This is a genomic window from Ochrobactrum sp. S1502_03, from assembly GCF_044435015.1.
Lineage (GTDB): Bacteria > Pseudomonadota > Alphaproteobacteria > Rhizobiales > Rhizobiaceae > Brucella > Brucella chromiisoli.
Genome location: NZ_JAYEXN010000022.1, coordinates 12,471 through 29,056, shown reverse-complemented (window position 1 = coordinate 29,056; position 16,586 = coordinate 12,471). Strand labels below are relative to the sequence as shown.

Sequence of the window (16,586 nt, the reverse complement as noted above, 5' to 3'; positions counted from 1 at the left end):
TCCATTGAAGAATTCAATGCCTTCTTTCTCTAGGGCGGACTGGATTGCATCGACTGTGCGTTCCTTCAACGGTTCGCCGCTTTCAAATCTTGATATCGTACCTGGAGCAACCTTTGCCAAAGCTGCGAGGTCGCGAACGCCGATATTAAGAGCGACCCTAGCCATTTTGCATTGTACGGGGCTTAGCATATTTTTGATACCATGTTTCGATTTCGTGTTGACGTGTCGATAAAACCAAATTAGATACACTGTATCAAAATTAAATCATGGCTTCAACGCAAACCGCCCAAAGTGGTTAGCAGTCAGTTAATAGGTGCATCATGAACGCAGACTTAAGCAACGACATCGCCGAGATCCGCGCCATAGCGAACACGCTGGTGAATCTGGATATGAATGAAGCAGATTTGTTTGAAAGAGCCGCTCCATATCTGTTGCGGATTCTGAGCGACAAGACTGACGAACTTGACCAGAAGCACAGCCAATTGGAAGCAGAGATCATCGCCTTGAGGAAGGCCGCACGCGGCTAACTAGATTCGGTCCCGTAGCTCAGCTGGATAGAGCACCGGCCTTCTAAGCCGGTTGTCGTAGGTTCGAACCCTACCGGGATCGCCAGATATTCGGCATCACCAGCCGGTTACTGGCCCCAAAATTGGGGGCAGACCAAAACACGAGGAACGACAAGACCCCTGTCCAAAATTGGACAGGGGTATCGGACAAAAGACTGCTGGACGGATTCCGTTCACCTAGCCGGAAATAGTGGGAAAAATTTTCCCACCTAACCAGCCTGGATAACGTGGACAATAGTCCACAATACCAAACACGAGGAGACGAATAGCCCTGCCTGCTTGCGGGTAGGCAGGGTTTTCCACAGTTATGACAACCGATGAAAAATGCCAAAAAAGTGAATGAAATCAATGACACTGGCGGAGAGAGCGGGATTCGAACCCGCGATACGGTTCCCCGTATACACACTTTCCAGGCGTGCGCCTTCAACCACTCGGCCACCTCTCCGTCTTTTGCTGTCTTGAAATCCGCAACTGCGGTAAGAACTCTTGCAAAAAGCACACCGCTCTTCAAATCAGGCATTGGTTCGTTGCCAAAACAGCTGGTGCGGCGCGCAATATAGCCAGAATACGCATATGTTCAACTGCTATTTGCCAGTTTTTGCTTTAATTTGTCCGGAACCGCTGGATCTAAACGTAAATTTACGCAAGTCTCTGTTTTATAAGGATATAATTCAATCAAAAACTTGTGCTTTGTTTAAGTCTGCTCCCTCTGTCCGCTTTATGTTATGATGAAGCAATGCTTTACGCAGAGGATTGATGGTATCAAGCACGCATTTTTGCATGATGAAACTGGGTAAAATCAAAGGCAGAGAATCGTGTTTCGTTTTGTTTTGCGCAGTTTTGCGGTCGTGTTTCTGGCGTTGGCAGTGATCTTCGCTGTTCTGGATGGTGCACGTTCGGTTGGTGCGTCGGAATGGGTCGTCAAACCGCTTCTGGATATATGGGCGCGCGGTGCGCCTGAAAGCTTGGGGGATGCAGAAGCCTTCATGACGCATTATATAGGGGCTGCGGGCTGGGACACTGTCTTCGTTCCCGTGCTTGAGCAGCCTGGTTGGTTGGTTTTTGGTGTTCTTGCGCTGCTTTTTTACCTGGCCGGTTATCGTCGCAAAAAGCCCTTTGGCAGTTTCAGCGCGCGCTGAAATGCATTTCAGGAGATGTTAAATGAGTTTGCTGGATAGCTATCGTAAGAAGGTCGAGATGCCTTCAAAACAAGACGCTTTGCCCGGTCGCGATGCAGCGCTCGCTACAGCCTCTGTGCATTTTGTATCTCAAAAGCCGCTGAAAGGCCCATGGCCCGCAGGTTTGAAACAGGTCATGTTTGGCATGGGTTGTTTCTGGGGTGCAGAGCGGCTTTTCTGGCAGGTGCCGGGTGTCTATGTGACGGCGGTTGGTTATGCCGGTGGAATAACGCCCAACCCAACTTATGAGGAAACCTGTACGGGTTTGACCGGCCATGCTGAAGTTGTTCTTGTGGTTTATGATCCGAAGGCGGTGAGCCTCGGTGCTTTGCTGACACTGTTTTGGGAAGAGCACGATCCAACGCAGGGTATGCGACAGGGCAATGATATCGGCACAACATATCGCTCGGTGATCTACACGTTCGATGAGACGGATCGTGAAGCGGTTGAGAAGAGCCGGGATGCCTATCAGGCAGCTTTGTCTGCGCGCGGTCTTGGCCTGATTACAACTGAAATTGCAGATGCTCCAACATTCTATTATGCGGAGGATTATCATCAGCAGTATCTGGCCAAGAACCCGAATGGTTATTGCGGCTTGCGCGGAACAGGTGTGAGCTGTCCGATACCGGCGGCATCATAAGAATGAAAATCGATCGCGCAGTTAAACCTGCGCGATTTTCTTATGGAGGATCAGCATGCCTTCATTTTCGCCGGAGAGTGTCTCAAAATCATCCCAGGCCATTTTGCGATAAAGATCAGGCTTGCTGGTATAGAGATAGGCTTCACCATAGCCCAGCTCCTGCGCTGCCGCTTCAATCGAGGCCATCAGTGCCTTGGCAACGCCGCGCCCACGAAACGCGGGTGCAACCAGGACACTTGCAACCCATGGTTTGAGGTGAGGGTGACTGTCAAGATCACTATGGATCAACAGGACAAAGCCCGCGAGTTCTCCATTCCATAAAGCTGCACGCGCCGTCTGACCGTCGGCCGAATGGATAATTTGCTGCAAGGCTGAAGCAACTTGCTCTTCGGTTGCACCCGCCGCTTGTCCCCACTCTTTGTGGTTCCATTTGGCACAGGTGGCAACAAGATCATTGCGATCTTCGAGTGTGATGATTTCAATCATGGCTTTACCAGTGTGGAGGCTTGGTGATCGGGATTTCGGGTGCTGTCTGTTCTTCGAGTGTCAGGAAACGGTCCGTCAGGGCCAAGTGTTTTTTATTCAGCCGGTCGATCGCTTTCCATTGTTCGGCAAGGACCGCAGACAGCTCTTCAATCGTCTTTTCCTGTTCGGCGACCCGAATTTCGAGTTCTGTCAGGCGGGCTTCGGTAGACATGATTGATGTTCCATCTTTGTGATGCTGAGATGATAAAAAATCCGCGCTGGCCACTCAATACCAATTGTCGAGCGGCCACAACGCGGATTCGTTTCTTGCTTATCGTAAGGTTTGAAACTTACTTCGTGCCATACATGCGATCACCGGCATCGCCGAGGCCAGGGATGATATAGCCCTTTTCATCAAGGCTGTCGTCGATGGAGGCGGTGAAGACATCCACGTCTGGGTGCGCTGTGGTAAAACGCTCAATGCCTTCGGGCGCTGCCAGCAGGCAGAGGAAGCGGATATTGGTTGCGCCGCGCTCTTTCAGCTTGTCGATGGCTGCGATGGCTGAATGGCCGGTCGCAAGCATTGGATCGACCACGATGATGAGGCGGTTAACGATGTCTTCGGGTGCCTTGAAGTAATATTCGATTGGCTGAAGTGTATCGTGATCGCGATAAAGGCCGATATGCGCCACGCGTGCGGCTGGCACCAGATCCAGCATGCCTTCGAGAAGGCCGTTGCCTGCGCGCAGGATGGAGGCGAAAACCAGCTTTTTGCCTTCGAGGATCGGCGCTTCCATTGGCATCATCGGGGTGTCGATGTGCATGGTGGTCAGTTCGAGATCGCGCGTCACCTCATAGCAAAGCAGCAGCGATATTTCTTTCAGCAGGCGCCGGAAGCTCGCGGTCGAAGTTTCGCGCTTGCGCATAATGGTAAGCTTGTGCTGGACAAGCGGATGGCTGACGACATTAACGCCCATGTTGTTTCCACTTTTCTTGTTATCGTTTTTCACTTTAACGGCGAATAGTGCCGGAGAAAACGCGTGGCAGGCGCGCACGCACAGTTTTCTATGTCTTTTAACATTTTGCACAGATGCGCAAGTGGAGATCACAAAAGGGGTATCGGCTTACGGTCTGTGCTTGTATCGTCCGGTACAAGCTTTATATGCATCAGGCAAACGGAAAGCGAAGATCGTCTTCGTTTCGCATACGAACCGGCAGGATAGTTATGAGCCAGCAGAACGGCAATGCAGACCGCGTGGGTGCACAAGGTGGCATGGAACATTCATTCGGCTTCAAAGCAGTCGATGAAGATGTCAAGCAGGGACTGGTCAACGAGGTTTTCCATAAGGTTGCCAAGCGTTACGATGTAATGAACGATCTGATGTCCGCTGGCATGCATCGTGTCTGGAAAGATGCGATGATCAGCTGGCTTTCGCCTTCCAGGCGTCCGGGCTGGACTTCGCTCGATGTTGCCGGTGGTACGGGCGATATCGCGTTCCGCATTGTTGAAGCTTCAGGCCGTCAGGCCCATGTCACCATTCTCGATATCAACGGTTCGATGCTTGGTGTCGGGCGCGAGCGCGCCATCAAGAAGGGACTTGCCGACAATCTCGAATTTGTTGAAGCCAGTGCGGAAGAACTGCCGTTTGAAGATGCAAGCTTCGATGCTTACACCATTTCATTCGGCATCCGGAATGTGCCGCATATCGACAAAGCGCTGTCTGAAGCCTATCGCGTATTGAAGCCGGGCGGGCGTTTTATGTGCCTCGAATTTTCCGAAGTCGAACTTCCTTTGCTTGATAAAATTTACGACCAGTGGTCGTTTCAGGCGATTCCGCGCATTGGCAAGATGATTACGGGTGATGCCGATTCCTACCACTATCTCGTAGAATCAATCCGCAAGTTTCCAAAACAGGAAGATTTTGCGCGGATGATTCGCGAGGCTGGTTTCGAGCGTGTCAGCTATCGTAATTTCACCGGCGGCATTGCTGCACTTCATTCCGGCTGGAAGCTCTGAGACCGACATGAGCAATATTTCTGCGGCCCTAAGGTTGATGCGTGCTGGCTGGATCATGGCGCGCGAAGGCGTGTTGAGCGCACTGCCTGTTGATGATGCGGCGGGTTTGCCTGCATTGGGGCATAAGTTTGCCAAAGTGCTGGCGCGCAAGCGTGCGAAAGATGCCCCGCGTTCAGAGCGCATTTCGCGGGCAATGAACAAGCTTGGTCCTTCTTATGTGAAATTGGGTCAGTTTCTGGCCACGCGTCCGGATATTGTCGGCAAGGATGTAGCCGCCGATTTGGAGCTATTGCAGGATCGGCTTGATTATTTTCCACAAGCTGAGGCAGTTTCTGCCATTGAAGCCTCTCTTGGCCGCAAGATTGATGATCTTTATGTAAGTTTTGATGCGCCGATTGCGGCGGCGTCCATGGCACAGGTCCATCCGGCCTATGTGATGAAAGATGGCGCACCGCACAAGGTTGCCGTCAAGGTGATCCGTCCGGGTGTCCGTCAGCGTTTTGCGCGCGATCTTGAAAGCTTTTTCATGGTCGCCCGAATGCAGGAGCGGCATGTGCCGTTCACGCGCCGTCTGCGCCCGGTTCAGGTGGTGGAAACACTGCACCAGACGACGCGCATCGAGATGGATCTGCGGCTTGAGGCGGCAGCACTTTCCGAGATTGCCGAAAATATCAAGGATGATGCAGGCTTTCGTGTTCCGAATGTCGATTGGGAGCGGACGGGCCGCGATGTTCTGACACTTGAATGGATCGATGGCATCAAGATGTCCGACATCGACGCATTGCGGGGTGCCGGTTTTGATCTCAAGAAGCTTGGCGAAACGCTGATCCAGTCTTTCCTGCGTCATACGTTGCGTGATGGTTTTTTCCATGCCGATATGCATCCGGGCAATCTGTTCGTCGATCCGCAGGGCGTCATTGTCGCCGTGGATTTCGGCATTACCGGGCGGCTCAACAAGCAGCAGCGGCGTTTTTTGGCCGAGATCCTCTATGGCTTCATCACCCGCGATTATATGCGCGTTGCGGAAGTGCATTTTGAAGCGGGGTATGTGCCGCATACGCATGATGTGGCAAGCTTTGCGCAGGCAATCCGCGCTATTGGCGAGCCAATCCATGGACAGCCTGCCGAAACCATTTCCATGGCAAAGCTGCTGACGCTTCTGTTTGAAGTGACTGAGTTGTTTGACATGGAAACACGGCCTGAGCTTCTGATGCTACAGAAGACGATGGTGGTGGTGGAAGGTGTTTCGCGCACGCTTGATCCGCATTTCAATATGTGGAAAGCGGCAGAACCTGTCGTTGGCGACTGGATACGCAAAAATCTTGGGCCACAGGGCATGTTGTTGGATGCAAAGGACAGCGCCTATGCGCTGCTCCATTTCACCCGCAAAACGCCGGAACTGGTCGCAAGAATGGATCGTGCGTCTGCGGCGCTTGATGCGATGGCCGCAAATGGTCTGCGCTTCGACAATGCGACCGCAGAAGCCATTGGTAAGGCCGAAGCACGGCATTCGCGCTGGGGACGTATCGCGCAGATTGTGATGGCAATTTCATTGGCTGCGATAGCGCTTAAGCTCTATATTGAGCTTTAATTCAACTGAATGTTGATTATTCGTAAGAATAGTGATTTCATTGATTGCACTGAAATTGATCCGGTGCAATCAAATGGCCAGCATTACAATCCGCAATCTTGATGATGCCGCGAAAGAACGGCTGCGTGTGAGAGCCGCCCAGAACGGCCGCTCCATGGAAGAAGAAGCAAGGCTTCTTCTTGGCGGTTTGGAAGAGGCAAAGCCGGTTGCTGTTGTTTCTTCACCGATTGCCGGTTCATTGCGCGATAAGCGTATTCTTCTCATCATCAGCGGTGGGATTGCAGCTTACAAAACACCGGATCTCATTCGTCGCCTGCGCGAGCGCGGTGCCCATGTGCGCCCGTTGATGACAGATGCAGCGCAACAATTCGTGACGCCACTAACCATTGGCGCAGTTGCTGCCGATCATGTGTTTACGGATCTTTTCTCGCGCGAAGATGAGCAGGATGTCGGCCATATCCGCCTTGCGCGTGATGCCGATCTGATCGTGGTTGCACCGGCAACGGCTGGGCTTATGGCGAAGATGGCCAATGGTTTTGCGGACGATCTCGCGAGTGCCGCGCTCCTCGCACGTAAAATTCCGGTGCTGGTGGCGCCTGCCATGAACCCTGCCATGTGGGACAATGCCGCGACCCGGCGCAACCGCCTGACACTGGAAAAAGACGGCGTACATTTCATCGGCCCTGAAAAGGGTGAGATGGCGGAAAGCGGAGAGGCGGGCACAGGCCGCATGAGCGAGCCGCTGACAATTGTCGCGGCAATAGAAAATCTGCTTGCACCACAGCCAAAGCCGCTTGCAGGCAAAGTGATCGTTATGACCTCCGGCCCGACCCATGAGCCGATTGATCCGGTGCGCTACATCGCCAACCGTTCCTCAGGCAAGCAGGGCCATGCCATTGCGAGCGCATTAGTGCAGTTGGGCGCAACCGTGCATCTGGTGTCTGGTCCGGTCACGATCCCCGACCCGCAGGGCGTCAATGTCATCCATGTCGAGACCGCGCGCGAAATGCAGGCAGCGGTCGAAAAGCATCTTCCTGCTGATGCGGCAGTGATGGTCGCAGCCGTTGCCGATTGGCGGACAGTCAATGCTGCGGATCAGAAGATCAAAAAACAGCCGGGCGAGGGTGCACCAACGCTCAGCATGGTTGAGAACCCGGATATTCTGGCGGGTGTGGGCCATAGCGACAAGCGCCCCGGTCTTGTGGTGGGCTTTGCTGCGGAAACGCAGGACGTTCTCGCCAATGCTACTCGCAAGCTCGACAAGAAAGGCGCCGACTGGATCGTTGCCAATGATGTGTCTGGCGATGTGATGGGTGGTGATCACAACCGTGTGCGTATCTTAAGCCACGCTGGCATTGAAGAATGGCCGGACATGAGCAAGGAGCACGTGGCCCGAAACCTTGCAGAAAAAATTGCAGCCGCACTTCTTGAAACAAAAAACTGATTTTTTGATGCGGGGCATGTCACATTCCCATGCAGCTATCTCGTCCTGATGGTGAACGACAAGATATTGGTCGGCATCTAGGAGAAAAATCATGGAACAGAGACTTGCCCCTTACACTTTCGCACCGCAGATCATGCAGGCAATGGTGGAGCTGGAAAAGCGTGTTGCTGCATCAGGGCTTGAATATAGCCTTTATGAGCTGGTGAAAATCCGCGCTTCGCAGATCAATGGCTGCGCCTATTGTATCTATATGCATACGGCTGATGCGCGGAAGGCTGGCGAAACCGAAGAGCGCCTCTATCTGGTTGCTGCATGGCGTGAATCCCCGCTTTATACTGCGCGGGAGCGGGCGGCACTTGGCTGGACAGAGGCGCTGACCCTGTTGGCGCAGACGGGCGCACCGGATAAGGATTTTGATGCTTTGAAAGCGCATTTCTCAGACGAAGAGATCGTCAATCTGACCCTGCTGATTACCACCATTAATGCATGGAACCGCATTGCCGTTGGCTTTCGTCTCGTTCATCCGGTCAAAACCGATGCAACCCTCGCCTGAGCTTGCGATAAATGATACGGATGTGTTCGAGGCCTTGCGGCCTCGGCTCATTCGCATTGCCTATCGTATGGTTGGCACCCATGCCGAAGCCGAAGACATTGTGCAGGATGCATGGTTGCGCTGGAGTGCTGCGGATCGGGCAACCATCCGTGAGCCGCAGGGCTGGCTCACGCGCGTGGTCAGCCGTCTAGCGCTCGACCATCTGAAATCTGCCCGTGTGCGGCGCGAGACTTATCCCGGCACATGGTTGCCTGAACCCCTTGTCGAGCATGAGGAAGATCACAGCGATGACATCACGCTGACACTGATGTTGGCGCTCGACCGTCTGTCGCCGCTGGAGCGGGCAGCATTTCTCTTGCATGACGTGTTCGATATGGGTTTTGACGAGGTTGCGCGCGTGCTTGATCGCGATGCTGTGGCCTGTCGCCAGTTGGCTAGCCGCGCACGCAGCCATGTCCGGCAGGAGAAGACACGGTTCTCCATGCCCGAGGATCGTGGGCGCACACTTGCCGAGGCTTTCTTTCAGGCGTCCCGCAGCGGTGACATGACGGCGCTGAAAGGTCTTCTCGCGGAAGATGTCGTGATGTATTCCGATGGCGGCGGTATCCGCAATGCGGCGCTGAACCCGATATATGGGCGTGAAAAGATTATGCGGCTTTATGAAGGGATCGCTCGAAAGGCTTGTGGGCAGGTGCCTGCCATCCATCATTTCGCGCTGTTTGATGGTTTGCCCGGCCATATGAGCCTTGAAGCAGATGGTTTGCCGCAAGTGGCAGCTCTTCAGATCGAAGCCGGGCTAGTCCAAACGATCTATCTGATCCGAAATCCGCAGAAGCTGACGCATCTGCGGATGGAGTAAGGGGTTGATCAGGCTTTATCGCGCACCTGATAATCCTTGATCGTGTCAAAGCGGATTGCCTTCCAACGCTCGGCTTCATAGTTGAGCGAGAAGCCGTTCTGCGCGAGAAATACCGGATCATTGTCGAGATCATGCGCAATGTCGGCGCGGTGTGCGGCAATGAAGCGGTCGAGTTCTGCCGGATCATCTGCCGAAATCCAACGGCAAATCGAGAAACGCGACATTTCAAAGCCAACGGGCAGAGAATATTCGATCTTGAGACGTTCGGTCAGAACATCAATTTGCAGCGCGCCAACCACGCCGACAATTGCCGGTGAACCATCATCCGGCACGAAGAGCTGCACGACGCCTTCTTCCGCCATCTGCTGAAGCGCTTCACGCAGTTTCTTTGCCTTCATTGCATCATCAAGCCGGACGCGGCGCAGGATTTCCGGTGCGAAGTTTGGCACGCCGCGGAACAGGATATCTTCCCCCTCGGTCAGCGTGTCGCCAATACGCAATGTGCCATGGTTCGGGATGCCCACAACATCGCCCGCAAAGGCTTCGTCAGCAATCTGGCGGGAGCGTGCAAAGAAGAATTGCGGCGCAGACAGGCTCATCGGCTTGCCTGTACGCACCAGCTTGGCCTTCATGCCGCGTGACAGCTTGCCCGAACAGACGCGCAGGAAGGCAATACGGTCACGGTGGTTCGGGTCCATATTGGCCTGAATTTTGAACACAAAGCCGGTCATCTTGTCTTCGGTCGCACCGACCATGCGGGTGTCGGCCTGCTGATCGCGTGGGGAAGGGCCGAAGTCGCAGAAGGCTTCGATCAGATCGCGCACGCCGTAATTTTTGAGTGCCGAACCGAAATAAACCGGCGTCATGTGGCCTTCACGGAAGGACGCAAGATCAAACGGGCGGCAGACGCCGCGCGCAAGTTCCACACTTTCAATCCATGCTTCGCGTTCATTTTCAGGCAGAAGCTTCGCGGCTTCTTCCGGTCCGCTGACCTTGGTGGGGTGCTCTTCGGCATCTTTCTGGCGCACGGTATCGTTGTGTAGGTCATAAGTGCCGGCAAAGCTTTTGCCCGAACCGATAGGCCAGGTGATCGGCGCTGTATCAAGCGCCAGCTTTTCTTCAATTTCATCAAGGATTTCGAGTGGATCGCGTGCTTCGCGGTCCATCTTGTTGATGAAGGTGACAATTGGAATGTCACGCATACGGCACACTTCAAAGAGCTTCAGCGTGCGTGGTTCAATGCCCTTTGCGGCATCGATGACCATGACGGCAGAATCCACAGCGGTCAGCGTGCGATAGGTGTCGTCGGCAAAATCTTCGTGGCCCGGCGTATCGAGCAGGTTGAAGATGCAATCCTTATACTCAAATGTCATTACCGAAGTGACAACGGAGATACCGCGGTCGCGTTCGATGTTCATCCAGTCCGAACGGGTCTGGATGCGATCCTTTTTGGCTTTCACTTCACCGGCGAGCTGGATGGCGCCACCAAACAGCAGCAGCTTTTCGGTCAGCGTGGTTTTACCAGCATCCGGGTGCGCGATGATCGCGAAGGTACGGCGCTTTGAAACAGGATGATCAGCGGGCATGAAGAAACTCGTAATGGCAAAGGGTGGGCGGCGCGACACGCAGCTGCGAAGATTGTGCGCAGCATCTAGCAGTCCTTGATGAAAAGGTCGAGTTGAAATGAAAAAGCGGCGTGGGATACGCCGCTTTTGAGGCTTTCGCGTTCAGATTTTAGCGCTTGATGCCAAGACCGAAAGCAATGAACGACCAGCCCTGGAAGATCAGATCGATTGCGAGAAAAAGGCCGAGAATGAACAGGCTATTGACCGGCCACTGAAATGCGATGACCAATCCGGCAAGTGCGGTGACAACGCCTGCCGCAACAATCCAGCCCCAACCGGCGGCAGGTTTTGACTGAAAGCCCATCCAGATACGGAAAATACCTGCACCGAGAAGGGCTGCTGCAAGCAGGAATGTCAGAACGCCAGCGGCCAGAATTGGATTGATAAAGGCAACGATTCCAGCTGCGGCATAGAGCAGACCACTCAAGAGCCAGAAGAAAAAGCTTCCCCAGCTTTTCACGCCGAATGCGTGGATGATTTCAATCACACCCGCAGTCAGCATCATAATGCCAACGTAATAAACGGAGACGACCGTTGCCAGAACGAGATTGCCGAACGCAATGCCACCAAGAATGAGCAATGCAACGCCAAGTGCGACAAACCAGCCCCATTTGGACGAAAGTTCGCTCGGAAGATTTGCCGGATTAAAATTACTCTGAGTTGTTGCCATGTGATGTCCCTCTAATTTCCAGTCCCGCCGCTAATATAAAGGAAAACATTCGGTTGAACAGTGGTCCTAAAAGAGTTTGGGCAGATCGAGAAAACATTGTTGGCTGATCGGCGGTTCCACTATATCTCTTGGCTGTTGCGTTGATTTATGGGGTAAGGTCAGGTCATGTTTGATATTCTTTCGCACTATTGGCCACATATCCTCGCCGCCGTGTCCATAATCCTGGGCACGATAGCTGCCATCCATGCAACGCTTACCAAAGACGAGGTGCGCACTGCGCTTGGCTGGGTTGGTGTTATTGTGCTTTCGCCGATCGTTGGAGCGGTCGTGTATGCCTTGGCGGGCGTCAACCGCATCAGGCGTAGCACGCTTGGCCATCAGCGCGACATGGGCAATATCGCGCTTTATCACCTGTCGCATTTCGATACGACCAATGATCGTGTTCGTGCAGCCTTTGGCCAACAATTTGGCGCGATGAAAATTCTCGGCGACACCGTCAGCCTTTATGATTTCACCAGTGGCAACACCATTCAAATGCTGGAAACCGGCGACGAAGCCTATGCGCAAATGCTTGAAGCCATTGGCAAAGCCGAGCGCAGCATTATGCTCGAAACCTATATTTTTGATCGCGATGCCATTGGCCAGCAATTTGCCGATGCTCTGGAGAATGCGGTTAAACGGGGTGTGGAAGTTCGCGTTCTGGTCGATGCAGTCGGTGCGCGCTATTCCATTCCAAGCATTGTCGGCCTTTTGAAGCAAAAAAATATCGCCGTTGATGTGTTCAATGGCAACATCATCATGGGGCTGCGTCTGCCTTATGCGAATTTGCGCACACACCGTAAGATACTGATCATTGACGGCAAGCTTGCCTTTACCGGCGGCATGAATATTCGCGGTGCTTTCGTGCAGGCCATTGCTGGCGACGCGGTGGCCTTTGACACGCATTTTCGCGTCGAAGGCCCGGCGATCGCTGATTTGTTTCATGTGGCTTCCGAGGATTGGCGCTTTGCAACGGGCGAGTTGCTGACGGGTGACGCATGGAGCATTGCCGCGCCCAAGGATCCGCCTGGAACGGGCAAGCTTATCCGCATTGTCGGGTCGGGGCCGGACAAGAATATTGAAACCAACCATCGCATGATGATGGGTGCGTTTTCGGTTGCACAGGAGCATATCCTGATTATGTCACCCTATCTTCTGCCGGATCGTGAATTGATCAGTGCGCTGGTCACAGCGGCACGACGTGGCGTATCGGTCGATGTGGTTGTGCCGGGTGTCAATAATCTCAAGCTGGTGGATCGTGCCATGCGTGCACAGTTCGATCAGCTGCTTCAGGGCGGCTGCCGCATCTGGCGCGCGGGCGGCGCTTTCAATCACTCCAAGCTCATGACCATTGATAGCGCCTGGTCTTATGTCGGTTCATCCAATCTGGATGCGCGTTCGCTTCGGCTGAATTTTGAGATCGATATGGAAATTCTGGATCGGGACATAGCCCTTCAGGTAGAAGAAAGAATCGGAAAAGCGATCGAAACCAGCCGTGAAGTGAACCTTGCGCGCCTCAAAAGTCGCCCATTTTATGAGCGGCTGATTGATCGTATTATTTGGCTCGGGTCGCCTTATCTTTAGAGCATTTCCAGCAAAAGTGCGTAGCGGTTTTGCGTAGGATAATGCGTGAGCAAAAGAGCATTTCCAGCAAAAGTGCGCAGCGGTTTTGCGCAGGATAATGCGTGAGCAAAAGAGCATTTCCAGCAAAAGTGCGTAGCGGCTTTTGCGCAGGATAATGCGTGAGCAAAAGAGCATTTCCAGCAAAAGTGCGTAGCGGTTTTGCGCGGAATAATGCGTGAAAACAACAGGCAAAGCATTTTCAATGCTTCAATCGAAACAGGAAACACTTTAGGTCTCAAGAGTAGAATTGCTGGTCAGCAGTGACGGGTTGAATTCTTCCAGAAGGTGTGTGGCTGTCTTGAGGTCAAGATGGGCTTTGATTGGCAGATGATCCGATGCGATGCGTGCAAGCGGCGTGTTGTGCACTTCTACAGATGTCACCAGATTATGCGGCGTTCCCAGAACGCGATCCAGTGCAAAGACCGGAAAACGCGAGGGGAAGCTTGGCACGGCGGTCGCGACATGGTTGAAGGTCGGCATCAATGAGGCCAGCGATGAACGTTTGCCGATACGCCATTCATTGAGATCGCCAATCAACAGCGTCGGCAGCGTATCGGCTTCCTGCAAGGCGGAGAGGATGCTTTCGGCCTGCTGTTCGCGCGACCGTTTCAAAAGTCCCAAATGGGCCGCGATGACCCGCAACGGACCTGTGGCAAATTGCAGATCGGCAACCAGTGCACCGCGCGGTTCTACGCCGGGCAGCGATAATTGCCGGACATTGCGCACCACACCTTCGCGAAACAGCAACACATTGCCATGCCAGCCATGGCCTTTGGGCATGGTTGAGGTGATGGGGACCGGCACAAGGCCGTGCCGCTTTTCGAGCAGGCCGAGATCAAGCAGGCCCGAGCGCTCACCAAAGCGCTTGTCGGCCTCCTGCAATGCAATCACATCGGCATCAATTTCACTGATAACATCGGCCGTACGCTGTGGATCAAAGATCTTATCGACACCAATGCATTTGTGCACATTATAGGACGCAATCACAATGTCGCCCTCAGCGACATTGGCATGAGGCGGTCGGAATCCGGGCCTGTTGCGGATTGCGGTCAATATCTTCTTTGAAATGCGACCTGGGTCTTTTTTCTTCTGCACCCGTGACTGCCTCGTTGTTTGCCGGAATTTGAACAATTCTCATATAAATAGGGCATTTTACAGTTTGAACAGTATCTGTTTTCTATCTTGTGATGAAGCGAATGATACGGTCCGTGAGGCCGGAGTAGGGCGGCTTGATCAAATCGGTGGGCGCTGGCGCATATTTTGTCAGCACCGGCATGGCCTTTGAGAATGTCAAAAAGCCATCCCTGCCATGATAATGGCCCATGCCACTGTGGCCAACCCCGCCAAAAGGCAGATCACCGCAAGCAAAATGGTAGAGCGTGTCGTTAATGCAGACACCGCCTGCAACCACGTGTGAAAGCACGGCTTCGATTTCAGCTGTGTTGTCGCTGAAACAATAAAGCGCCAGTGGACGCTCCTGTGCGAGCATAATGGCAATGGCCTCATCAATGGAGCGATAGCTCAGAACGGGCAGCAGCGGGCCGAAAATTTCCTCATTCATGATCGCGCTGTCGGCGTGGGGTTCAAGAATGAGCGCAGGCGTCATCGCTCGCGTATGGCTTTGTGTGGGAGATGTTTCAAGAAGCGGAATAATGGCTTCGCTTTTGTCCTTCGCATCTTCGAGCAGACCGGAAAGGCGCGCATATTGCATGTCATTGATGATTGTCGTGCGATCGGCGGATGCTGAATATCCCGTATAGCGCTTTTGCGTTTCTTCACGCATTAAGGCCACAAACGCATCGCGCTTGCTGTGATGGATCAGCACATAATCTGGCGCTATGCAGGTTTGGCCTGCATTGAAATATTTGCCGGTGGCAATGGATGCCGCAGCCCGCTTGAGATTGGCGCTGTCACTGACAATTGCTGGCGATTTTCCACCAAGCTCAAGCGTGACCGGCGTGAGGTTTTCAGCGGCGGCTTTCATGATTTTTCGGCCTACAGCCGTCGAGCCGGTAAAAAGTAAATGATCAAAGGGCAGAGCGGAGAAAGCCGCTGACAATTTGGCATCCCCCAGCGCAACCGCTGCTCTTTCTGGAGCAAAGACGTCGCCAATCAGCCGGCGTAAAAATGCGGCGGTCTGAGGCGTGTGCTCGGAGGGTTTGAGAAAGACGTGATTTCCGGCAGCAATCGCTGCCACAAGCGGCGCCAGTGCCAGATTGACCGGATAGTTCCACGGCGAAATAATACCGACCACGCCAAGCGGCACAAAACGCACCTCCGCTTTCGCAGGCCATAATTTCCAGCCGGCCTTGCGGCGCTGCGGCTTCATCCAGCGTTTGAGATGATGGATGGTCTCGTCAATTTCGGCGAAAACAACACTTGCTTCGCCCAGCAAGGTTTCGTGCACAGATCTGTGTCCGAAATCCGCACTGACAGCCTTTGCCATATCGTCAAGGCGTTCATGGAGAGTTTTGCGCAGAAGGCGCAAATCATCCACGCGCTGCTCATAGGCGGGGCGATGGCTGATCCAGTTTTGTCGCAAGCGCTCAAAGGTGGTCTGCAATTGCTGCGGCTGCGATAGGGCTTGATCAGCGTTCATAGGCAAAATTCTCAGTTGAGCGGGCAAAAAGGAATTGCGCCACATAATAGGTGCCAAGAACCCAGAGTCCAGAAAGCGGAATGGGTGTGTGGAAGCGGTTAAAGGCAAGCAATGTATCACTTAACATGAAGAATAACCCGCCAGCCGCTGCAAGCCACGCACTGTAATGCGCGATGGTTTCAGACGCGGTTGAGAGTGCGCGGCTGAAAGCCTGCGCGCCCATAAGGCCAATTGCGCCTGCATAAATCACAACAGGTATTTTTAACGCGCCTGGTATGCCCGTCCACAAACCGGCAATGATAGCGATTGAAAGCGCGGCGAAGACAATGAGAACGCGTTTATGCTGAGTAAAATGCGCTTTGCGGCACAGAGCATAAATATAGATGCAATGGGTTATGAAAAAGCAGATCAGACCGGCCAGAAAATAATCGCCGGGAAGCATAAGGAAAAAATCACCGGCTGCGGCAAAGGCGAGGCCCGTTGCAATGGCAAAGCCATAAGCCTTTGAAATCAGGCGCGGGGCATTGAGGATCGCACACAGCAGAAGCAGTGTTGCCGTCGGCTTGGTGAGATAATGCACAGAGCGCCAGAAGCTGCTGTCACCATGCTGGCTCACCACGCTGCTGAGAACGGCACCATGCGGCGCATACGAAAAACAGCCGGTAAAATACGCCCTGTCGTCCAAAAGATATGAGCCCTTTGCGGCGCATCTTTTCC

The 16,586-nt window shown here is 53.5% G+C and carries 16 protein-coding genes, 2 tRNA genes and 1 pseudogene; 10 read left to right on the top strand and 9 right to left on the bottom strand.

Annotated elements, in window-relative coordinates; all coding sequences use genetic code 11:
* The first annotated feature begins 320 nt into the window (after positions 1–320).
* On the top strand, positions 321–527 hold the full coding sequence (locus tag VBH83_RS13905) for a hypothetical protein (RefSeq protein ID WP_396998238.1): 207 nt from the start codon (positions 321–323) through the stop codon (positions 525–527).
* An 8-nt stretch (positions 528–535) separates the two neighbouring features.
* Positions 536–612 (top strand) — tRNA-Arg (locus VBH83_RS13900).
* Between the two features lie 309 nt (positions 613–921).
* On the opposite strand, the gene VBH83_RS13895 is transcribed toward VBH83_RS13900, so the two are convergent.
* Positions 922–1,011 (bottom strand) — tRNA-Ser (locus VBH83_RS13895).
* Between the two features lie 370 nt (positions 1,012–1,381).
* Here VBH83_RS13895 and VBH83_RS13890 point away from each other — a divergent pair.
* Together VBH83_RS13890 and msrA are read left to right on the top strand one after the other, a co-directional pair.
* On the top strand, positions 1,382–1,705 hold the full coding sequence (locus tag VBH83_RS13890) for a hypothetical protein (RefSeq protein ID WP_265982842.1): 324 nt from the start codon (positions 1,382–1,384) through the stop codon (positions 1,703–1,705).
* 22 nt (positions 1,706–1,727) lie between these two features.
* Positions 1,728–2,384: a peptide-methionine (S)-S-oxide reductase MsrA gene (gene msrA, locus VBH83_RS13885; protein WP_265982844.1), complete on the top strand. Its 657-nt coding sequence runs from the start codon at positions 1,728–1,730 to the stop codon at positions 2,382–2,384.
* 21 nt (positions 2,385–2,405) lie between these two features.
* Here msrA and VBH83_RS13880 read toward each other — a convergent pair whose 3' ends face one another.
* From VBH83_RS13880 to upp, 3 genes are all read right to left on the bottom strand, one after another.
* Entirely contained in the window at positions 2,406–2,870 is a 465-nt protein-coding gene (locus tag VBH83_RS13880) for a GNAT family N-acetyltransferase (RefSeq protein ID WP_265982845.1), read from the bottom strand.
* Positions 2,871–2,874: 4 nt separating this feature from the next.
* On the bottom strand, positions 2,875–3,081 hold the full coding sequence (locus tag VBH83_RS13875) for a SlyX family protein (RefSeq protein WP_265982846.1): 207 nt from the start codon (positions 3,079–3,081) through the stop codon (positions 2,875–2,877).
* 118 nt (positions 3,082–3,199) lie between these two features.
* Positions 3,200–3,826 carry a uracil phosphoribosyltransferase gene (gene upp, locus VBH83_RS13870; RefSeq protein WP_265982847.1) on the bottom strand — a complete coding sequence of 209 codons (627 nt, stop codon included), beginning with the start codon at positions 3,824–3,826 and terminating at the stop codon, positions 3,200–3,202.
* A gap of 248 nt (positions 3,827–4,074) precedes the next feature.
* Between upp and ubiE the strand changes: the two genes are divergently transcribed.
* The 5 genes from ubiE to VBH83_RS13845 all read left to right on the top strand — a co-directional run bounded on the left by ubiE (position 4,075) and on the right by VBH83_RS13845 (position 9,313).
* Positions 4,075–4,866, top strand: a complete 792-nt coding sequence (gene ubiE, locus VBH83_RS13865) for a bifunctional demethylmenaquinone methyltransferase/2-methoxy-6-polyprenyl-1,4-benzoquinol methylase UbiE (protein ID WP_265982849.1) — start codon at positions 4,075–4,077, stop codon at positions 4,864–4,866.
* 7 nt (positions 4,867–4,873) lie between these two features.
* Positions 4,874–6,457, top strand: coding sequence for a 2-polyprenylphenol 6-hydroxylase (gene ubiB, locus VBH83_RS13860; RefSeq protein WP_265982850.1), 1,584 nt, complete (start codon positions 4,874–4,876; stop codon positions 6,455–6,457).
* Positions 6,458–6,530: 73 nt separating this feature from the next.
* A complete protein-coding gene (gene coaBC / locus VBH83_RS13855) occupies positions 6,531–7,901 on the top strand; it encodes a bifunctional phosphopantothenoylcysteine decarboxylase/phosphopantothenate--cysteine ligase CoaBC (protein WP_265982851.1) in 1,371 nt (456 codons plus the stop codon).
* Positions 7,902–7,992: 91 nt separating this feature from the next.
* Positions 7,993–8,454 (top strand): carboxymuconolactone decarboxylase family protein, encoded by a 462-nt coding sequence (locus VBH83_RS13850; protein WP_265982853.1) that lies wholly within the window; start codon positions 7,993–7,995, stop codon positions 8,452–8,454.
* Positions 8,438–9,313 carry a sigma-70 family RNA polymerase sigma factor gene (locus tag VBH83_RS13845; RefSeq protein ID WP_265982854.1) on the top strand — a complete coding sequence of 292 codons (876 nt, stop codon included), beginning with the start codon at positions 8,438–8,440 and terminating at the stop codon, positions 9,311–9,313. The genes VBH83_RS13850 and VBH83_RS13845 overlap by 17 nt, the downstream gene beginning before the upstream one ends.
* 8 nt (positions 9,314–9,321) lie before the next feature.
* Here the strand turns inward: VBH83_RS13845 and VBH83_RS13840 are convergent, their stop codons facing one another.
* The gene (locus VBH83_RS13840) at positions 9,322–10,899 is read right to left on the bottom strand and encodes a peptide chain release factor 3 (RefSeq protein WP_265982855.1); all 1,578 of its coding nucleotides are present in this window, start codon (positions 10,897–10,899) and stop codon (positions 9,322–9,324) included.
* Positions 10,900–11,047: 148 nt separating this feature from the next.
* Positions 11,048–11,608, bottom strand: a complete 561-nt coding sequence (locus VBH83_RS13835) for an HdeD family acid-resistance protein (RefSeq protein WP_265982856.1) — start codon at positions 11,606–11,608, stop codon at positions 11,048–11,050.
* A gap of 165 nt (positions 11,609–11,773) precedes the next feature.
* Here VBH83_RS13835 and cls point away from each other — a divergent pair, with 165 nt between their 5' ends.
* A complete protein-coding gene (gene cls / locus VBH83_RS13830; RefSeq protein ID WP_265982857.1) occupies positions 11,774–13,231 on the top strand; it encodes a cardiolipin synthase in 1,458 nt (485 codons plus the stop codon).
* Between the two features lie 267 nt (positions 13,232–13,498).
* Here cls and VBH83_RS13825 read toward each other — a convergent pair whose 3' ends face one another.
* The 3 genes and pseudogenes from VBH83_RS13825 to VBH83_RS13815 form a co-directional block, all read right to left on the bottom strand.
* The gene (locus VBH83_RS13825; protein ID WP_265982858.1) at positions 13,499–14,365 is read right to left on the bottom strand and encodes an endonuclease/exonuclease/phosphatase family protein; all 867 of its coding nucleotides are present in this window, start codon (positions 14,363–14,365) and stop codon (positions 13,499–13,501) included.
* Positions 14,366–14,447: 82 nt separating this feature from the next.
* A complete protein-coding gene (locus tag VBH83_RS13820; RefSeq protein ID WP_265982860.1) occupies positions 14,448–15,869 on the bottom strand; it encodes a coniferyl aldehyde dehydrogenase in 1,422 nt (473 codons plus the stop codon).
* A pseudogene (locus tag VBH83_RS13815) lies at positions 15,859–16,579 on the bottom strand (lysoplasmalogenase). Before VBH83_RS13815 ends, VBH83_RS13820 begins: the two are co-directional and overlap by 11 nt.
* Between the last annotated feature and the right edge of the window lie 7 nt (positions 16,580–16,586).

Bases quoted from the DNA above. Each gene is read 5' to 3' on its own strand.
- VBH83_RS13835 (WP_265982856.1), bottom strand. From the start codon at position 11,608: ATGGCAACAACTCAGAGTAATTTTAATCCGGCAAATCTTCCGAGCGAA.
- coaBC (WP_265982851.1), top strand. From the start codon at position 6,531: ATGGCCAGCATTACAATCCGCAATCTTGATGATGCCGCGAAAGAACGG.
- ubiB (WP_265982850.1), top strand. From the start codon at position 4,874: ATGAGCAATATTTCTGCGGCCCTAAGGTTGATGCGTGCTGGCTGGATC.
- VBH83_RS13905 (WP_396998238.1), top strand. From the start codon at position 321: ATGAACGCAGACTTAAGCAACGACATCGCCGAGATCCGCGCCATAGCG.
- VBH83_RS13845 (WP_265982854.1), top strand. From the start codon at position 8,438: ATGCAACCCTCGCCTGAGCTTGCGATAAATGATACGGATGTGTTCGAG.
- upp (WP_265982847.1), bottom strand. From the start codon at position 3,826: ATGGGCGTTAATGTCGTCAGCCATCCGCTTGTCCAGCACAAGCTTACC.
- ubiE (WP_265982849.1), top strand. From the start codon at position 4,075: ATGAGCCAGCAGAACGGCAATGCAGACCGCGTGGGTGCACAAGGTGGC.
- VBH83_RS13820 (WP_265982860.1), bottom strand. From the start codon at position 15,869: ATGAACGCTGATCAAGCCCTATCGCAGCCGCAGCAATTGCAGACCACC.
- msrA (WP_265982844.1), top strand. From the start codon at position 1,728: ATGAGTTTGCTGGATAGCTATCGTAAGAAGGTCGAGATGCCTTCAAAA.
- VBH83_RS13840 (WP_265982855.1), bottom strand. From the start codon at position 10,899: ATGCCCGCTGATCATCCTGTTTCAAAGCGCCGTACCTTCGCGATCATC.
- cls (WP_265982857.1), top strand. From the start codon at position 11,774: ATGTTTGATATTCTTTCGCACTATTGGCCACATATCCTCGCCGCCGTG.
- VBH83_RS13850 (WP_265982853.1), top strand. From the start codon at position 7,993: ATGGAACAGAGACTTGCCCCTTACACTTTCGCACCGCAGATCATGCAG.
- VBH83_RS13875 (WP_265982846.1), bottom strand. From the start codon at position 3,081: ATGTCTACCGAAGCCCGCCTGACAGAACTCGAAATTCGGGTCGCCGAA.
- VBH83_RS13880 (WP_265982845.1), bottom strand. From the start codon at position 2,870: ATGATTGAAATCATCACACTCGAAGATCGCAATGATCTTGTTGCCACC.